Below are 18,542 nucleotides of genomic sequence, written 5' to 3' on the forward strand. Positions count from 1 at the left end.
TCAGCTTTCTGAAACTTCAATCGTTGCAACAAGATCGCCGACCACGACTGTTTGACCAGATTTAACTTGATGTTCTTTTAGAACACCAGTTTCCTGACTTTCGACTTGGCTGACAACTTTATCAGTTTCGACCTCAAACAAAACATCGCCCTTGCTAACTTTATCACCAGGTTCTTTAAGCCATTCTCCAAAAAAATACTGATTTGATTTAGGACTCAATTTTGGCATGTGAACTTCTTTTATCATAATTAAGATCACCACCTTTCAAAAAAAAACTATCATTTTCTTAAATATAACACTATGTTACAAATCAGTAAATAGCGCTTACAAAAGGGCTGTAAATGCCATAACTTACAGCAAAAAGTTCCTAATATTTTAATACAACAAGTTTATTAAATTGTTGAAATAATATGAGGAACAAAATAAAGGGCTGGGCCAAAGATTTGGCCTAGCCCTGTTGTAATCCTGAATGTATAATAACAAGCTCTAATCACTGCAACATCAATACCTAGAATATAAGCACATTATAGTAACATTTTACTTGTATAACTGTTTCAGTCTTTCAACATCAGATTGTTGAATACCGTAATCAGAACCTTGAGGCTCCATGACTGAAGTATGGTCGGTAACGTGATCCAGACCCATTGCGTGCCCCAATTCATGCTCAGCAGTATTGATTTTACGCTCGGTTGAATAGTAGTTGAGGTAATACAGATTAAGTTTTGCAACTGCGTGCGTCATGACTTTTTTATTAGTTAATGGATTTATCAATAACCTTGTTTCCGTCACACCGGCTTGTGCAGTATTGCTTTCATTTTCAGTGGTTAAAATGATATCAGCCTGATTCTTGTTGTTGGTCGTGACTAAGTTGAAAACCTTGAATTTGTTCCAATTATTAAGTGCTTGTTCCCAAACATAGCGATAGTTGGAAGATACATCTTCAGGAATATCGAAGTATACGCTAGCTGTTTTTTTAGGCCAAACAGCTCCATTCGTACTTGATGAATCAGAAGTGGTGCTCGAGGATGTAGAGGAAGAAGAACTTTGAGAATCATCCTGTCCGTTTACGGACCTAGTTGAGCTGCTTGAATCGTCTTCACTTGAGTCAGAGCTGCTTTCGGATGAAGAAGTTCCTTGAAGCGGGACTTGTTGTGGTGTTTCTAAAAGTGAGGTAACTTGTTCAATTTTATTGCTTATCCATTTTTTACCATATTCAATATCTGGGGGATTTTGGAAACAATAAGCAAGAAATACACCTAGAAACAACAATTTTACAAACCTAAAAGGTTTCATATAATCACCTCTCAATTTTAGGCTGTGACTTGATTATACATGAATTTTAGCGTCCAAAATTAAAAAATAAGTTAAGAATTTAAGTGGGATTTTAAGAAAACAAAAAAATTAGAAAATATTTTTGTTTTAGAAGTAAAAAGAACAGTAAAAAGCGTACTTATAAATCGGAAGGCCAATTTTTAGTATGAAAGGATGAAAAAGATGGATAAGAAAAGGATGTTAGAGAAGGTAGATTGGCAATTTCAGCAACAAATAAACATTAAGTATGCATTTAAAGAAAAGAAGAGGATTAAAGAAATTGGTTTTGATAAATTAGAGCGTGTAGTCGAGGGAATCAAGCGTGATTATGTTCAAGAGGCTCTTTGTTTTGACAAGGCCAAAAAAGCATATGTATCAAGCTTTCCAGAGGATGAGACAAAAGAATTTATGAATTTGAACAAATTTTTGAATGATATAAAAGTCGAAAATTTAAACACGATTGCTCTATTAAAAGAAAATCTTATCGCCAAGGAGGAAAATTCCCAAGTATATCTTCAATATTTTGGCGACATCTGCCGCTACTGTGATGAATATGAAATGGCGGAGGACATTTATTTGTTTCAAATCGATCAAGAAATTACAGACGGTTTCATTGGACTGGGACTAACCTATAATAGAACACATGATTATATAACGGCACATAAATGTTTTATGTATGGATGTTTATTAGAGAACAAAAAAGCAGCGTATCACGCAGGTTATCTTTATTATGAGATGGCACAAATAGAACAAGCGGAACGTTGGTTTAAGAAAGCCATTAAAGATAATGCTGACGTCGATGCCTTGGCTGAATTAGCTGATTTGTATCAAAATAACGGGAAACCAGAAAAGGGAAGACAGCTATATAAAATAGCTGAAAAATTAATATTCGAAGAGGAAGCCTTAACCTGTGAAGAAGAATTACTTTGGCAAAAAATGAGCAGAAAAAAACAGTAAATAGTTCTATAAAAACTTTAGCAGGGAATGAATACTGTAGTATATCATGTTGTAATTGAACATTGACCTGTCACATCGGTTTCCACATTGAAATGTGAACTCTCTTTACAAGGAAAGTTTTTAGCCTTAAAATAATTAAATAATGATTAATTAAGGATTAAAAAAATATAAGTATTGAGGGCGATAAATTGCAAAATGAACATCGAATAACTAGTAATATTATAAAAGGATCGCTCGGAAACATGGTTGAATGGTTTGACTGGTACATATATGCGTCTTTTTCAATTTATTTCGCAGGCTCATTTTTTCCTAGTCAAAATCAAACAGCAGAGCTTCTGAGTACGGCAGCTGTATTTGCCATTGGTTTTCTGATGCGACCTTTTGGCAGTTTTGTGATGGGAAAATATGCTGATCAGCATGGCCGCCGCTCGGCTTTGACACTTTCTGTCAGCATTATGGCAACAGGATCCTTGCTTATTTCGCTAGTCCCGACCTATCAGACAATCGGAATTTTTTCACCTATTATTCTGATACTGATTAGGATGATTCAAGGATTATCTTTAGGTGGAGAGTATGGAATTTCAGCTACTTATTTGTCAGAGATGGCTAGTGCTAAAAGACGTGGTTTCTATGCATCTTTTCAATATGTTACCCTAATCAGTGGGCAGTTGCTGGCACTCTTGATTCAGATTGTCCTCCAATTTTATTTAACTGATACACAATTGAGAGCTTGGGCATGGCGTATTCCGTTTGTTTTAGGTGCAATAGGAGCGATAATTGTCTTATACCTGCGTTTGTCAATGGATGAAACAATTCAGTATAAAAAAACGGCGAAAAATCCCAATGCTAAGGGTACTTTAACACTATTAGCAAAGTATCCTAAACAAGTAATGACCGTGGTAGGTTTGACTTTCGGCGGAACAATTGCTTTTTACACATATACGACTTATATGCAAAAATATATGGTAAACACATTAGGCCTTCCAACCCATTTAGTTACTTTAATTAATTTTGGGGCGTTGTTTATTTTTATGATTTTGCAGCCTGTTTTTGGTCATATATCAGATAAAGTAGGGCGTAAACCGCTATTATATTGGTTTGGTATTTTGGGCACGCTGCTAACGGTTCCAATTTTTACAGGATTGAAAGTTTTAGATAATCCATTTGCAGCTTTTCTTTTAATGCTTGTAGGCTTATTGATTGTTAGTGGGTATACGTCGATTAATGCTATCGTGAAAGCTGAACTATTTCCAACTGAAATTCGTGCGTTGGGTGTCGGGTTTCCGTACGGTTTAACAGTCGCAATTTTTGGTGGTACAGTTGAATATGTTGCATTATGGTTGAAAGATATTCAGCATGAGTCTTGGTTCTTTTATTACGTTTCCGGTGCAGTTTTAGTTAGCTTAATCGTTTACTATAAAATGGCTGAGACAACAAAAAATTCGCACCTAGATTTAGATAAGTAAAAATATTAGTAGGCATGAGTTTGAAAACAATGTGAGATTATGGGCAGAGCGTACCTTTTTGCCTTGATCAATTTGAAGTTAGACAGAGATTTCTGACTTATGGAATAGATTTGTACGAAGTCAACTGAGGAACTAGGTCAAATGGTAAATTTTGACCTAGTTCCTTTATTTTATCGTTATATTAGACGAACTAATGTTTTTTCAATAGTCCAGAATTCCAAGCTAAACATAAATTGCTCGTGCTCAACTTCACAAAAATAATTTCAACGTAAACGTTTGCACAAGATGTAGAAATGTTTATAATGAGGAGTGTCCCAAGAAATTAAGACAGTTTTTAAGATTATAGTCAAATATGGAAAAACAGTAGAAGGGTTCGTTTGATGCTTTTAGTAAGTAAGATACGAACTAGGACGTTCAAAAAAATCAAGGAGTTATCAATATGGGAAAAATTAATGATAAACGTCGTTGGAACAAAGAAATAGTCTATCAGATATATCCGAGATCTTTTCAAGATACAAATAATGATGGTATTGGTGATCTGCAAGGAATTATTGCACATCTTGATTATATTAAGTCACTGGGAGCGTCCACAATATGGATTTCACCTATCTATAAGTCGCCAATGGTTGATATGGGATATGATATTTCAGACTATCAAAAGATCGATCCTCAGTTCGGTACAATGGAAGATTTCGACGAGCTTTTGCGAGAAGCGAATAAAAGAGGAATCAAAATTATGATGGATCTTGTAGTAAATCATACCTCCGAGCAGCATGAATGGTTTCAGAAGGCATTAGCATCACCTACCAGCCCCTATCGTGATTACTATATTTTTAAAACTTCAAAGAATGGACAAAAGCCTAATAATTGGCGCTCACTTTTTGGTGGATCAACGTGGACTGAAGTGCAGGGTGAACCTGGGACATATTATTTTCATACATTTGCAGCCCAGCAACCAGACTTGAATTGGGAGAATCCAAAATTGCGCCAGGAAATATATGAGATGATTAACTGGTGGCTTGATAAGGGGATAGCAGGATTTCGTATTGATGCAATTACGCATTTAAAGAAAGATCTTGATTGGGCCAGTATTCCGGCAGATGGAAGTGATGGGCTGGCAGCTGTCATTAAAAAAGGTCAGAATAGGCCTGGTTTAGATTTATTTTTGGATGAATTAAAACAAGAAACTTTTGATAAGCATAATGCTATGACCGTTGGCGAAGCTTATGGGGTACCTGAAGATGATCTAAGAAAGTTTATAGGGCCGAATGGTTATTTTTCAATGATTTTTGACTTCAGTTATATGAACATTGAAGTTAAGAATGCTGATGAATGGTATCGTGGTAAAACGAATTGGGATGTATCAGAATTGAAGGATACGCTTTTTGGCAGTCAACGAGCAATAAAAAATGTCGATGGATGGGCGGCAAATGTCTTGGAGAACCATGATCAACCGCGTGTATTGTCGAAACTGATTAAGGATCCTAATGAACGAACACCCACAGCAGCTAAAGCGCTAGCAACTATGTATTATTTTTTACCTGGAACGCCCTTTATTTATCAAGGACAAGAGTTGGGAATGAAAAATTTCAAGCGCAAAAAAATCGATGAATTTAACGATGTTTCCTCAATTAATAATTACAGGATGGCATTGAAAGAAGGTTATTCACCCGCAGAGGCTTTGGAAATAGTAAACAGCAGGTCCAGAGATAATGCACGAACACCAATGCAGTGGAATGACGAGGCCTTTGGTGGTTTTTCTAGGGTTACGCCATGGTTGAAAATGGGAACAGATAGAAAGGGAATCAATGTTGGGTCAGAGAAACTGGATCCTGATTCGGTTTTGAATTATTATCGCGAGATGTCGCAGTTAAGAAAAAAAGTGGATCTTCAAGATGTTTTTGTCAGAGGTGAACTTGTGGAAATCAAGAATGTCCCGCAAGCAGTAATTGCCTATAAACGTGTTCTTGATAATAAAAAAGTTGTAATATTGGTTAATTTAAGCAAGGTAAAACAAGCACTGCACAGTTCAGAGGCTAAGGTTATTTTGAACAATTACCACACATTGCAAAAAGACGAAAATGAATTAATTTTATTGCCATATCAAGCAGTAATTCTTGCAGAATAGGGCTTGCAACGCAAGCTACAAATTACTTTCTTTTATATATTTGGATTACAAATTAAGTTTTTGGTTTGAAGCTCGTTCTTTTTTTAGTAGAATATGTGATGGATTGAAGTTCCAAAGTATAAAAGGATGTGGCAAGTTTGAATTTGTGGAATAAAAAAAACAGCAAGGATAAAAGAGCATATTTAACCAATATTTTGTTGATCAATGCGTTGGTATTGTTTGTGGTGATGCCTGGTTTAGTAATGGGAGGCAACTGGTTTCTAGATGCTGATGAATACGGATATTTCACTTCGCACAGCTCTTATTTGACATTAATGAGTGGAATTATATTTGTTTTTTTACTGTTATATGCGGCCTATTTTGAATATACATTTCTCTTGCTATGCAGTTATAATTTTTCTAAGCACAAAAACTTTTCAACGCAGTCAATGCTGCAAAGTAGCTTTAAAGAAGCATCTGCAGTTTTTTCAAAAAAAATATTTTTTTTCTTGTTTTACTTTCTTTTGATCCTGCCATTTAGTGGCACAGGTTATACGTCAGAATTACTTTCTAAGATCAAAATTCCGATTTTTATTTTGGATTACATTTTTAAAGAGCGGCGTCTTTTTATATCATTAGTCGCATTGTTATATGTTGGGCTTATGTATTTGGGAATAAGATTTTCATTTACATTACCATATATGATTTTGCAGAAGTCTACTTTGAAAAAAGCATTGAAACAATCGCTTGCTTTAACTAGAAAATATTTCTGGAAACTTGCTTTTTCTTTTTCGAGTTTAGTTTTAGGGGCTCTGATATTTAATTTTTTTCTATATGTTTGCTTGCTTGGAGTCCAATGGCTTTTTGAAAGAGGCCTCGTTGGACTAGCGCTGTATTCGGCTACGGCATTGACGACGATAGCTTGGTTTATCAGACTGATGACATCTGCAGCTGTTATTATTGGTTCTATCCAGATCGTACTTTTTTTTATGAATAAAGAGAAACAATTAGATGAAGTGAGCTTGCAAAATGCTACTCCTCAAAAATATTATGGGTTGTTGGGAGCATGTTTTCTAACAATCTTTTTCTTGAGTTTGCTGACAATTCGAACGAGAGATACGTTTATATTTATGCGGAAATCTCCACATGAAGTTCCAATTGTGATTGCTCATAGAGGTGTTGATGGTGATAATGCACTGCAAAATTCTATAAGTGCACTAAAAAAAACAAATCGAAGTGCTAAACCATATTATACAGAAATGGATGTTCAGGAAACTAAGGATCAAAAGTTTGTAGTGAGTCATGATTCAAATTTAAAAAAACTTACTGGAAAAAACCTAATAGCTCAAAAGTTAACTCTAAAACAGGCAACCAAGCTGACTGCCTATGAAAGCAGACATTCTGAAAAGCTGGCAAGTTTTGATAAATATTTGAATGAAGCGCATAAAATAGGTCAATTACTTATTGTTGAGCTTAAAGTCAGCAAATACGACTCAAAACATATGCTTGATATTTTTGTAAACAAATATGCGCAAAAATTGGTTAGCTATGGAGATGTCGTGCACTCTCTGGACTACAAGACTGTTTATGAACTAAAGAAAAAAGCACCGAAGCTAAAAGTCGGATATATTTTACCTTTTAATGTTTTAGGTGTTCCGAAGACAGTTGCTAATTTTTATTCGGTTGAATACAGTACTTTGAATGATGACTTTGTAACTGAGGCACAGCGGCAGCATAAAAAAGTTTATACTTGGACTGTTAATCGAAGCCCCTCAATGTACGGGGACCTAAGCATGGGAGTTAATGGCATTATTACAGATAATGCATCTAAACTTAATAGAACTATTAAGAATTACCATTCAAAAAAAACTTACATTTATAAAATGCTTGCACTGATGTTAAATTTATATCGATGAAAAGCACAAGTTATTTAATTAAACAGAATTAGTCTCCATCACTAAAAAAAGGATATAATATCAAGTTACAAAAATCCAAAGAGTTATTAAAAGTGTAAAAAATCTCCTTCAGATAAACAGGATAGAAGCAAAGCCTGTGGATCTGGGGGAGATTTTTTTGTCAAAATATCTACATCATTTTTTTTCGCTGAGTTTACGGTATTACTATTGAAGGTTGAAGAGCTTTAATTTCTTACTTCTGTATTTCAGGTGTTTAAAGGTAAGGTTTGATTGGCTTTTGACCATTAAAGAATAGCAAGATTTCCTTAGCACAACGGAGTGAAGATAACTTTAAGGTTTCATTTGTGTTTGCTCCAATATGCGGAGTAGCGATGAAATTATCAAGTTTAATAAAATCATTCAGAACATGTCTTTGACCAACGTCAAGCACGTCGACGGCAGCTCCAGCTATTTTTTTGTTAATCAATGCCTCATATAAAGCATCACTGTCAACGATCGAGCCACGTGCAGTGTTGATCAAAAAAGCTGTCTTTTTCATTCCTTTAAGTTCTTTTTCACCGATTAAGCCGCGTGTATCTTTATTTGATGGAATATGGAGGCTGACAATGTCTGATTCAGCTAACAGGTATGTGAGCGAGACTTGTTTTCCGTAGCTCAATTTTTTGGGGCGATGATTATAAACGAGCAGTTTATTGTTGAACGGAGTTAAATAAGAACTAAATTTTTGAGCAATGTTCCCATAACCAATCAAGCCGACTTTTTTGTTTTCAAGAGACGATCCGACTGGGAAAGTGCTGCTGACTTTGTTGACAGGTATTTTTCTAAGCAAATTCAAAACCAGCAACAAGGTTAATTCAGCAACTGAATCAGCATTTAGGCCCGGCGTATAGGTCAGGCAAATATTACGTTTTTTTATTGTATCCAATGGCAAATTATCAACGCCTACCCCATGACGAGAAATAATTGCAAGATTTTTGAACAAGCTTAATTCGGAAGCAGTTAGATCGCTGGCACGGATGATCATGCCTACGACCTGCTGAAAATCGATCTGTGAACGGCTTTCTTCAATCGATAAAGTCTGTGGACGGACGTAAACGGAGTATCCAGCTTTTCTCAGAAGATTAATTCCACTCTCTTCAATGGGCTCTACAATATATATAATTTTCAAGATGGTTAATCGATCCCTTCTAAAATTTTAGTAATATAAACACAAATTGAAATATTTTTTGATTAGAAAAAGATTAATAATATTGTAACATTTATTAAATTTTAAAAAAATAAAAAACAAGCTTTTAGTTTTGAAAAAAAATAAATTTGCTTATAAAACATTGAATTAAAATTTATTTAGTTGCCGCCATGCCTGTTAACCGCTTACTTTAATCGTTAAAAGTACAAAATATTTTTTTCACATTGTAGACAAGATTTTGTTTATATGTGTAGAATGTGAACATCGGTTTTCATCAAAATCTAATTTAAGAGGAGGCGACGTAAGTATGGAATACGATTATCAATTTGTACCAGTCGGAGAGCAGTCCCTGAATATTGTTTTCCCTGAGGTGATTGATGCGGCAGAAAATCGTGCAATCCAGTCACTGGCACGTGCCTTGTTAGATACTGACGAGGGGATCATTGCGACAATTCCTGCATATCACACTTTAACAGTTAATTTTGATGCTTTCCGGACAAGTTTTACGGAATTAACAAACAAAATTGAGAATGTGATTAAAAACCACGCACTTTTAAAGAATGATGATAAAAAACACATCATTGAACTACCGGTTTGCTATGATGAAGAATTTGGTATAGATCTTGAAGCGGTAATCAAATATGGGAAAACAACTTTTGAAGAGTTAGTCAGGTTGCACACGGAAACACCATATCTCATTTACATGATGGGTTTCATGCCGGGATTCGCGTATATGGGCTCAGTTTCGGAGAAGATTGCAATGTCAAGACTTAAAAATCCACGTGCTAAGGTTCCAGCCGGGAGTGTAGCAGTAGCAGGAAAACAAACTGGTATGTATCCGATTGAAGCACCTGGAGGCTGGAGAATTTTAGGACGCACCCCTGTGAAATTGTATGACCCAGCTCATCCTGAACCGCGTTACCATGCGGGTGATCACATTAAATTTACAGCAATCTCTAAAAAAGATTATTACTATATTCAAAAACTCGATTTGAAAGGGAGTTACGAACTTAAGGAGCTGGTCTAACTCTAGGAGGCGATTTTGTGAAAACAGTTGAAGTGTTGGAAGGCGGATTGGCATCGACTATCCAAGATATTGGGCGCTCTGGTTATCAGGCAGAAGGATTTCCTGTCTCTGGAGCGATTGATATCATGGCTCATCGTATAGCTAATATGTTGGTTGGCAACGATGATGATGCTGCTACTTTAGAGCTTTGTATGTTGGGTCCAAAACTTAGATTTGCATGTAGAACTTTTATAGCAGTTGCGGGAGGAGAATCCCAACCTTTTCTAGATGGAAGACCGATTTCTTTGAACAAGGTTTATAGCGTTAAAAAAGGATCCACTCTCTCATTTAAGCCAATGAGCGCGGGTCGGTACGGGTATTTAGCAGTTGCGGGAGGGGGGTTCTTAACAGGTTTAGTACTAGGCAGTCGTTCTACGACTGTCAGGCTAGGGTTGGGGGGATTCAAAGGACGAAGACTTCAAGAAGGAGATCGACTTCCTATAAATGAATGTTACAAGATGGCAAGCCTACATTTTCGTGAACTTACATCTAAAAAAAAGAACAGAAGTGCAAAAAATGCTGAAATTCGTTTTATCAAAGGCCCGCAATGGAATTTATTTACTTCAGAGGCACAAACGAATTTTTGCAAAAACTTTTTTAGTATTTCGCAACAGGCAGACAGAATGGGGTACCGCTTGATGGGTTCGAGATTGTCTGTCCCTAAGATCAATATGCTTTCAGAAGGAACTGTCTTAGGAAATGTTCAGGTTACCCGTGAAGGTCTGCCAATTGTTCTTTTGACAGATAGGCAAACTACTGGGGGCTATCCGGTTATTGCAACAGTTATTGCGGTTGATCTGGGAAAACTTGTTCAACTGAATAGTCAGCAGCAAATACATTTCAAGAAAGTTTCTTTAGATGAAGCAAGATCTGAGCTAGTTAAACAGGCTGACGAATTAGAAAAATTCAGGTTGTTTTTAAAAGAATATCGATACCATTACCCAATTGGACCGGCGCGCAAAGGCGCACAAAAATTGAAGGTATTGTTAAACGAAAAAGGCTAGAAGGTGGTTTAAAAAATGGAGATTGAAAAGATTGAAAGTTTAATTAAATTATTCGGTCGTTCAGATCTTGCCAGATTAGAAGTTGAAGAAAAAGATGCCCGAATTGTTTTGGAAAGAAAAAACGATGCAGCAGCGCTTGAAATAGAATCAAATGCAGACCGTGCGGTAAAAAAAGTTGATTCTGAATCAACAAAAGAAGTCGCAACAGAAGGCGAGATTGTAAAAGCACCTCTAGTTGGAACTTTGTATACGGCGCCAGAACCTGATAAACCAACCTTTGTTAAAATTGGCGATCGGGTCAAAAAAGGACAAACAATTGCAATTATTGAAGTGATGAAAATGATGAATGAAATCAAGGCACCTGCTGATGGTATTATTGCGGCGATTCTAGTTGAGAATGGAACTGTAGTTGAGTATGATCAAGCTCTTTTTGAACTAGAGAATTGAGGTGAAAACAGTGGAAAAAGTTTTGATTGCTAATCGAGGCGAAATTGCAGTTCGAATTATCCGAGCATGTCATACCTTGGGGTTGGGGGCAGTTGCAGTTTATTCAACTGCTGACAAGGAAGCTCTTCACGTTCAATTAGCAGATGAAGCTGTTTGTATAGGGCCACCAGAGCCAACTAAAAGTTATTTGAACCAAGAAAGTATTATTGAAGCGGCAAAAATGACTAAAGCGGTTTTTATTCATCCGGGGTATGGCTTTTTATCTGAAAATGAAGAATTTGCTCGGAAATGTAGAAAAAATAAACTTAAGTTTATCGGACCAAATGCTAAAGTAATTGGTCTGATGGGAGAAAAGGCGACAGCACGGCAAACAATGAAGGACGTCGGGGTACCGGTTGTTCCTGGAAGCCCTGGAGGTTTTTCAACTTTCGAAGAGGGATTGTGTTATGCAAAAAAGATTGGGTTTCCGGTAATGCTGAAGGCCAGTGCTGGAGGAGGAGGAAAAGGAATGCGAGTCATCCTTCGAGAAGAAGATTTTGTTAAGGAATTTTCTTTGGCACAACAAGAGGCACAGCATGCATTCAACGACAATGAAATGTATCTTGAAAAATATTTGCCACATCCGCGTCATATAGAAATTCAGCTTATGGCAGATCAATTTGGAAATGTAGTTGCGCTCCATGAGCGCGACTGTACTTTGCAACTTAATCATCAAAAGGTACTGGAAGAGGCACCTGCTTTGGCAGTCAGTAATAAAACAAGACAGAAAATGGTAGATATTTCAATTCAAGCTGCTAAAAAAATTAATTACGTAGGTGCAGGAACGATGGAATTTCTCTTAGATGATCCTGAAAATTTCTATTTCATGGAGATGAATACTAGAATTCAGGTCGAACATCCGATAACTGAATTAATAACTAATACTAATCTAGTGGAGCTGCAGTTGCGAGTAGCTTTAGGAGAAAAAATCGATCTTGCACAGGCAAGCATAAGTACTCGGGGATTTGCTTTGGAATGTCGCATTAATGCAAAAGAGGCGGGGAAAATAACCGCTTTGCATATGCCAAGTGGATATGGGATCAGAGTAGATACAGCACTATATCAAGGCTATCGCGTACCACCGAATTATGATTCAATGATAGCTAAAGTTATCGCATATGGTCATGATCGGAATAACGCCATTGCTCTGATGAAAACAGCTTTGGACGAAACCGTAATCGACGGGATTCAGACTAATCTTGATTTTTTAGCACAACTTTTGGATGAGCCTGAGTATCTGCATAATAAAACTGACGTTAATTGGTTAGAAAAATTAACAAAAGTTGGTTAGTTAGGAAGGGAGAGGTCAATGTTGAAGTCATTAAAAGATTACAGTCCAGTTGAATTGCGACATTTAATTCGTGAGGGAAAATACACAAAACCGACAAGCGGACTTGCGTCGGGATACACTCAGGCAAATCTCGTCATTTTACCCAGAGAGCTGGCTTATGATTTTTTGCTGTTTACACAGCGAAACCCGGCACCGTGTCCGGTTTTAGAAGTCAGTGATGCCGGAAGTAGAAAGTTAAAAGAATTTGCTCAAGACATTGATCTGGCCAACGATTTTCCAAAATATCGAATTTATCGTGAAGGAAAATTAGATGAGGAGGTCACAAGTGTTGAATCATTCTGGCGTAATGATTTAGTCAGCTTTGTAATTGGATGCAGTTTTTCCTTTGAATCAGAATTAATTGCTGCCGGAATAGAGGTTCGCAATATTACTCAGCAAGTGAACGTTCCAATGTTTAATACTAACATTCCGCTCAAGGAGGCGGGTAGGTTTCATGGAAACATGGTAGTCAGTATGCGACCTATCCCTGAGAAACAAGTCATCAAAGCTGTTAAGGTAACAGCTGCAATGCCTAAAGTCCATGGTGCACCCATTCAAATCGGTCATCCAGAACATATCGGAATAAAGGATCTTCAGAAACCAGATTATGGTGATGCCGTTGAAATTAAGCATGGTGAAGTGCCAGTCTTTTGGCCATGTGGTGTTACTCCGCAAAATGTGATCATGCAAATCAAACCGAGCTTTGTAATCACACATGCCCCTGGGCACATGTTGATCACAGATGTTAAGAATACAAGTCTTAAATATGAATAAAGGTGGAACTGAAGATGCTGAAAATTGATTTAAACAGTGACTTAGGAGAAAGCTTTGGGCACTACAGTATTGGCAATGACGGGGAAATCATTAACTTAGTAACATCAGTTAACATTGCATGCGGATTCCATGCCGGTGACCCTGACGTAATGGCACAAACAGTAAGAAAGGCAGAAGCTGCAGGAATTGGCATTGGAGCACATCCAGGCTATTCTGATTTGCAAGGTTTTGGCAGACGACGCATGAATCTGTCTCAAACCGAAGTTCAACACATGGTAACTTACCAAGTTGGTGCTTTGGCAGCTTTTACTAAAAGCAAAAAATTGCATCATGTTAAGCCACATGGTGCCTTATACAACGCAGCTGCGCAAGATCATGACTTGGCCCTTGCAATCTGCCGTGGTATTCAGGCAGTTGATGCAGAATTACCGCTTTATGGATTGGCTAATAGCGAATTAATTACTGCTGCAAAAGAAATCGGGATTCCGTATGCGCAAGAAATATTTGGGGATCGCAATTATGAAGCAGATGGAACATTAGTTGCACGCAGTAAACCTAATGCAGTTATTACTGATCCTTTGCAAATCGCTAAGCGAGTCATTAGGATGATCGAGGATCAAGCTGTTGTTGCGATTAATGGGGAGAAAGTTCCGTTAAAAACTGATTCGGTATGCGTCCATGGCGATAATCAGTCAGCTTTAGCGATCGTGAAGAATTTGCGAGCAGCATTAGAAAAAGAAGGAATAGAGGCAGTTACCTTTTAATCTTTTAACGAAAGAAGGAATTCAATATGGTTAATGATCGAAAAAAGAATAATAGTGCTCCAGATACAATTATCAAACCTAGTCGTTCACCCCGAAGCACAGCAATGGGAGCGGCCTTTTTGATGGCAATGGCGGCGGTTGGACCAGGTTTTCTGACGCAAACTGCTACATTTACAGGCCAGATGGGAGCAAATTTTGGTTTCGCAATTTTAATTTGTATTATTTTTGATATTGTTGTTCAAATGAATGTCTGGCGCATAATTGTTGTTAGTGGTCGTAAAGCACAAAGCATTGCTAATGATGTTTTCCCCGGATTGGGTTATGTTTTATCCGCATTAGTAGCAGCAGGTGGATTATTTTTCAACATTGGTAATGTTGGTGGGGCAGGCTTAGGGTTGAATGTTCTTTTCGGAATTTCGCCTGAGAATGGGGCTGTGATTGCAGCTGCCTTGGCACTCATCATTTTTGTTGTTAAGAATGCTTTAGTAGTTATGGATCGCACTGTTCAAATATTAGCTTTTGTTAAAGTAGCAATTTTAGTTTATATTATTTTTGTAATGTCAGTACCATATGGAACAGCTATCCAGCATACTTTTGTCCCGACGAAAATTGACTTCTACTCAATTGTTACGATTGTTGGCGGGACTGTTGGGGGCTACATCTCATTTTCTGGAGGCCATCGTTTAATTGAAGGTGGAGTACGTGGAGAGAAAAACATTAAATATGTCAATGAAGGAGCATTAACTGGTATAGGAATTGCTTCAGTGATACGTGTTTTACTATTTTTGGCTGGACTATCTGTTGTAGTCGCAGGGTATAAACTAGATCCAACTAATCCAGCAGCCTCAATTTTCAAGTATGCAGCCGGTAATTTTGGATATAAATTTTTTGGTATTCTCCTTTTTGCAGCTGGTATGACCTCAATTTTGGGATCAACTTTCACTTCCACGTCGTTCCTTGATTATGCCGTGAAAAATAAGGGCGTTAGTTCATATGAAAAATACCGAAAGTATTTGGTTATCGGATTTATCCTGATCTCGACACTAATCTTTTATTTTGTTGGTAATCCTGCTAAAGTATTGGTTTTTGTTGGTGCAGCTAATGGGTTCGTACTGCCTATTTCATTAACCATTCTATTGTTAGCAAGCAAGAGAAAGAAAATAATTGGTAGTTATAATCATCCTAAGTGGCTGACATATTCAGGCTGGGCCGTTGTGTTGTTTATGGCCTTTGCAAGTATTAAAACAATAATTGGCTTGTTTTGATTTTTAGCGAAAAGTCCTAATTGAACAATCAAAGTATTAATTTGAAGCTGTGACAAAGCTAAAAGCTTGTCATGGCTTTTTTTACTAGAAATTTAACTCAGCGATTACGTTCTATGAGTCAGTTTTATCTATTGATTTCTAATTTTTACCTGATTAAGAGAAATGCAATTTCGGCAAGTTGTTCGTGTTAAAAAAATTTGTTTTACCGACCTCAAAGTTTTTGTTCACGAGAAAATAATTTTCGGAAAAAACTGTCTTTTTTAAGAAAAGCATTTAACCGATTACAACTTTGAATACAATGTGTCAGCGCTTCTATTTCTTAAAAAGCATTGACGAACCAATCAACGATGCTTAAACTTTCGGTAGTCATGTTATTTTTAGTAACATAGCTTGCTTATTAGTACATAATAATTAGGGGGGATAAGGATGACGGTCGAACAAAAGCTTGAAAGAAAAATAGGTTCCTTTCAAGCGATCACGATAAATATGGCGCAAATGATGGGGGCGGGGCCTTTTATAACGATACCACTCGTTTTGAGCGCTATGGGAGGGCCGCAGGCAATGTTTGGGTGGATAGCTGGAGCTGCCTTAGCTTTGTTAGATGGACAGATATGGAGCGAATTAGGAAGTGCAATTCCAGGGGAAGGAGGAACATATAATTTTTTTAAAGCAGCCTTCTATAGGCGGACAGGCAATTTGATGCCTTTTCTGTTTATCTGGTCGGTGCTGCTAGCAACACCTCTGACAATGTCAAGTGGTGCAATTGGATTAGCAAATTATGTTGGCTTCTTTTTGCCGAATATGACTGCTCTCCAAACCAAGCTTATTGCTGTTTTTGTAACTCTCTTAGCGATTGCACTCTTATATAGGCGCGTTAGCAGCGTAGCGAAAATATCATTTATTCTATGGATTGGGATGATTTTGACAGTTGTTCTCGTTATTGGAACTGGTGTTTTGCACTTTGATCCTAAAATGGCTTTTGATTTTCCTAAGGATGCTTTTGAACCCTCAAGCTTTTTTAAAGGATTAGGTGCTGGTATGTTGTTGTCGATTTACGATTATTTGGGCTATTATACTTCAGCTTATATGGGTGATGAGCTAAAAAGTCCAGGCAAAACAATTCCCAAAGCCATCACTTGGTCGATCATTTTAGTTGCATTAATCGATCTATTAATGAATATCGGTATTATTGGCTATGTTCCTTGGAAGGAGGCAGCCAAGAGTTCTAATATCGGCTCATTATTCATGACTAAGGCGTGGGGAGCACCAGGTGGAATTATCATTACACTTTTGATCATTTGGACCTGCTTCGCATCGGTTTATACCGGATTATTAGGTGCGTCAAGGATTCCATACAATGCAGCTCAAGATGGTGTTTTTTTCAAAAGTTTTTCACACTTGCATCCTAAACTTAGATTCCCGAATTACTCACTGCTAGTTATTGGAGCAATTATGGTAGTCTGTTGTTTCTTTAATTTAACGACAGTGATCAATGCTTTAATGGCGGTTCAAATTGTTATTCAATTTATGATGCAGATTATTGCGCTAACTGTTCTGCGGAGAAACAAGCCTAATTTAAAACGACCGTATAAACAGTTCCTTTACCCGCTTCCAAGTATTATTGCCTTCATCGGATGGGCGTTTGTTTTTGTTTCCTCCGGCACAGATGCAATATGGTTAGCATTTCTCTGGACGATATTAGGAATATTGATCTTCTTGGTCAGAAATTTTTTTAGCCACGATGGCTGGCCATTCGGAAATGAAAAAAAGAGGGGGTGAAATGTTGTTAGATGATGATAAAGGAACCATTCTAGCTATTGATTTTGGTGGAACTAAGGTTATTGCCGCGTTGTTTAATCTTCAGGGAAAGCTGCTTGCAAAAGAAAAGATAATTATAGCACATCAAGAAGGAGATAAAATAGTAGCTGAAACATTAAAAATGTGTAGAAATTTATTTTTTAGTCAGAATTGTTTAATTTCTGGAATAGGTATCAGTACTATTGGGGTAGTTGATGGAGACTACCTTAGATTAGTACCGACAATCAAAGATTGGAATCAAGTGAATCTGCGTGAGGCTTTTAGTCTCCAATATCCTAATGTCCCTATTTATATTGAAAATGATGTCAAAGCTGCTGCTTATGGAGAAGTTTTAAACGGGGCATTGAAAAATACAAAAAATGGCCTTTATTTGAACTTAGGTACCGGAATAGCTGTTGGTTTAACGCATGGAGAAGAAGTGATGAGAGGAAGTCACGGAGCGGCAGGTGAGATTGGTTATCTTTTGAATTCTGTTGAACATAATACATCTTATAAGAGGGGTCATGCCCCATTTGAAGAGATTGCAGGCGGACAAGGTATTTCTCAGCAAATAGCCAAAAAAACAAATGTTAAAATGGAAGCTAAGGCATTCTGGAATAAAAGTTTTTCCGAAGAAAGCGAGCTTTTTCAACTAAAGGAGAGAATTCTTAACCTTCTCAGTTTTCAGCTCAGCAATTTATGCATTCTATGGGATCCAGAAGTTGTAGCGATTGGTGGGGGAATGGAAGCACAATTCGCGTATTTTGCAGATAGATTAGAACCTGCACTGCACGATAATGTTCCTTTTCCACCTAAACTGGTACCTGCTTACTACGAACAGAATGCCTCGCTAAACGGAATCGCCCAGCTTCTTTTTAAAAAGGTATAGTTTATTTTTTAAATTATCAACTTAATAAATAAAAAAAATTAAAATTTTGGTTTGAACGGTTATTAGATAATTAGGAACCTAAAAAACGTAATTAGTTCATATATAGCAGCAAATAGCTTGGGTTCGAAAAAACACGAAGCTCTTTTTAATAAAAAATTCAGCGCTGATTCTTTGGATAAAAAGGGTTTTTTAAAGCCGAATCTATGGATTACTCATAAATGGTC

16 protein-coding genes are annotated in these 18,542 nt (G+C 37.1%); 13 read left to right on the plus strand and 3 right to left on the minus strand.

The genetic code is table 11. From position 1 onward, the window contains the following. Both FC19_RS10145 and FC19_RS10150 read right to left on the minus strand, forming a co-directional pair. Window positions 1-246: a biotin/lipoyl-containing protein gene (locus FC19_RS10145; protein WP_057876829.1), complete on the minus strand. Its 246-nt coding sequence runs from the start codon at window positions 244-246 to the stop codon at window positions 1-3. 291 nt (window positions 247-537) lie between these two features. Further along, window positions 538-1,293, minus strand: coding sequence for a matrixin family metalloprotease (locus FC19_RS10150; protein ID WP_057876830.1), 756 nt, complete (start codon window positions 1,291-1,293; stop codon window positions 538-540). Between the two features lie 201 nt (window positions 1,294-1,494). On the opposite strand from FC19_RS10150, the gene FC19_RS10155 reads away from it, so the two are divergent. The 4 genes from FC19_RS10155 to FC19_RS10170 all read left to right on the plus strand — a co-directional run bounded on the left by FC19_RS10155 (window position 1,495) and on the right by FC19_RS10170 (window position 7,757). Then, window positions 1,495-2,268, plus strand: a complete 774-nt coding sequence (locus tag FC19_RS10155; RefSeq protein WP_057876831.1) for a tetratricopeptide repeat protein — start codon at window positions 1,495-1,497, stop codon at window positions 2,266-2,268. A gap of 242 nt (window positions 2,269-2,510) precedes the next feature. Then, the gene (locus FC19_RS10160; protein WP_420805508.1) at window positions 2,511-3,734 is read left to right on the plus strand and encodes an MFS transporter; all 1,224 of its coding nucleotides are present in this window, start codon (window positions 2,511-2,513) and stop codon (window positions 3,732-3,734) included. Between the two features lie 439 nt (window positions 3,735-4,173). After that, on the plus strand, window positions 4,174-5,862 hold the full coding sequence (locus tag FC19_RS10165) for an alpha-glucosidase (RefSeq protein WP_157061317.1): 1,689 nt from the start codon (window positions 4,174-4,176) through the stop codon (window positions 5,860-5,862). A 137-nt stretch (window positions 5,863-5,999) separates the two neighbouring features. Beyond that, window positions 6,000-7,757, plus strand: a complete 1,758-nt coding sequence (locus FC19_RS10170; protein WP_057876833.1) for a glycerophosphodiester phosphodiesterase — start codon at window positions 6,000-6,002, stop codon at window positions 7,755-7,757. 253 nt (window positions 7,758-8,010) lie between these two features. Here the strand turns inward: FC19_RS10170 and FC19_RS10175 are convergent, their stop codons facing one another. Beyond that, window positions 8,011-8,925 (minus strand): NAD(P)-dependent oxidoreductase, encoded by a 915-nt coding sequence (locus FC19_RS10175; protein ID WP_057876834.1) that lies wholly within the window; start codon window positions 8,923-8,925, stop codon window positions 8,011-8,013. Window positions 8,926-9,250: 325 nt separating this feature from the next. On the opposite strand from FC19_RS10175, the gene pxpB reads away from it, so the two are divergent. The 9 genes from pxpB (at window position 9,251) to FC19_RS10220 (ending at window position 18,318) form a co-directional block, all read left to right on the plus strand. Beyond that, window positions 9,251-9,970, plus strand: coding sequence for a 5-oxoprolinase subunit PxpB (gene pxpB, locus FC19_RS10180; protein ID WP_057876835.1), 720 nt, complete (start codon window positions 9,251-9,253; stop codon window positions 9,968-9,970). A 17-nt stretch (window positions 9,971-9,987) separates the two neighbouring features. Further along, window positions 9,988-11,013 (plus strand): 5-oxoprolinase subunit C family protein, encoded by a 1,026-nt coding sequence (locus tag FC19_RS10185; RefSeq protein WP_057876836.1) that lies wholly within the window; start codon window positions 9,988-9,990, stop codon window positions 11,011-11,013. Between the two features lie 15 nt (window positions 11,014-11,028). Beyond that, window positions 11,029-11,460: an acetyl-CoA carboxylase biotin carboxyl carrier protein gene (gene accB, locus FC19_RS10190; protein WP_057876837.1), complete on the plus strand. Its 432-nt coding sequence runs from the start codon at window positions 11,029-11,031 to the stop codon at window positions 11,458-11,460. A 10-nt stretch (window positions 11,461-11,470) separates the two neighbouring features. Continuing rightward, the gene (accC, locus tag FC19_RS10195) at window positions 11,471-12,790 is read left to right on the plus strand and encodes an acetyl-CoA carboxylase biotin carboxylase subunit (RefSeq protein ID WP_057876886.1); all 1,320 of its coding nucleotides are present in this window, start codon (window positions 11,471-11,473) and stop codon (window positions 12,788-12,790) included. 18 nt (window positions 12,791-12,808) lie between these two features. Next, window positions 12,809-13,603 (plus strand): putative hydro-lyase, encoded by a 795-nt coding sequence (locus tag FC19_RS10200; protein ID WP_057876838.1) that lies wholly within the window; start codon window positions 12,809-12,811, stop codon window positions 13,601-13,603. Window positions 13,604-13,617: 14 nt separating this feature from the next. Next, window positions 13,618-14,367, plus strand: coding sequence for a LamB/YcsF family protein (locus FC19_RS10205; RefSeq protein ID WP_057876839.1), 750 nt, complete (start codon window positions 13,618-13,620; stop codon window positions 14,365-14,367). A 26-nt stretch (window positions 14,368-14,393) separates the two neighbouring features. Then, the gene (locus FC19_RS10210) at window positions 14,394-15,632 is read left to right on the plus strand and encodes an NRAMP family divalent metal transporter (protein WP_057876840.1); all 1,239 of its coding nucleotides are present in this window, start codon (window positions 14,394-14,396) and stop codon (window positions 15,630-15,632) included. Between the two features lie 426 nt (window positions 15,633-16,058). Next, window positions 16,059-17,411 carry an APC family permease gene (locus FC19_RS10215; RefSeq protein WP_057876841.1) on the plus strand — a complete coding sequence of 451 codons (1,353 nt, stop codon included), beginning with the start codon at window positions 16,059-16,061 and terminating at the stop codon, window positions 17,409-17,411. Further along, on the plus strand, window positions 17,392-18,318 hold the full coding sequence (locus FC19_RS10220) for an ROK family protein (RefSeq protein ID WP_235809374.1): 927 nt from the start codon (window positions 17,392-17,394) through the stop codon (window positions 18,316-18,318). Before FC19_RS10215 ends, FC19_RS10220 begins: the two co-directional genes overlap by 20 nt. Window positions 18,319-18,542: the final 224 nt, after the last annotated feature.

The sequence above is a fragment of the Liquorilactobacillus aquaticus DSM 21051 genome (assembly GCF_001436755.1).
Lineage (GTDB): Bacteria > Bacillota > Bacilli > Lactobacillales > Lactobacillaceae > Liquorilactobacillus > Liquorilactobacillus aquaticus.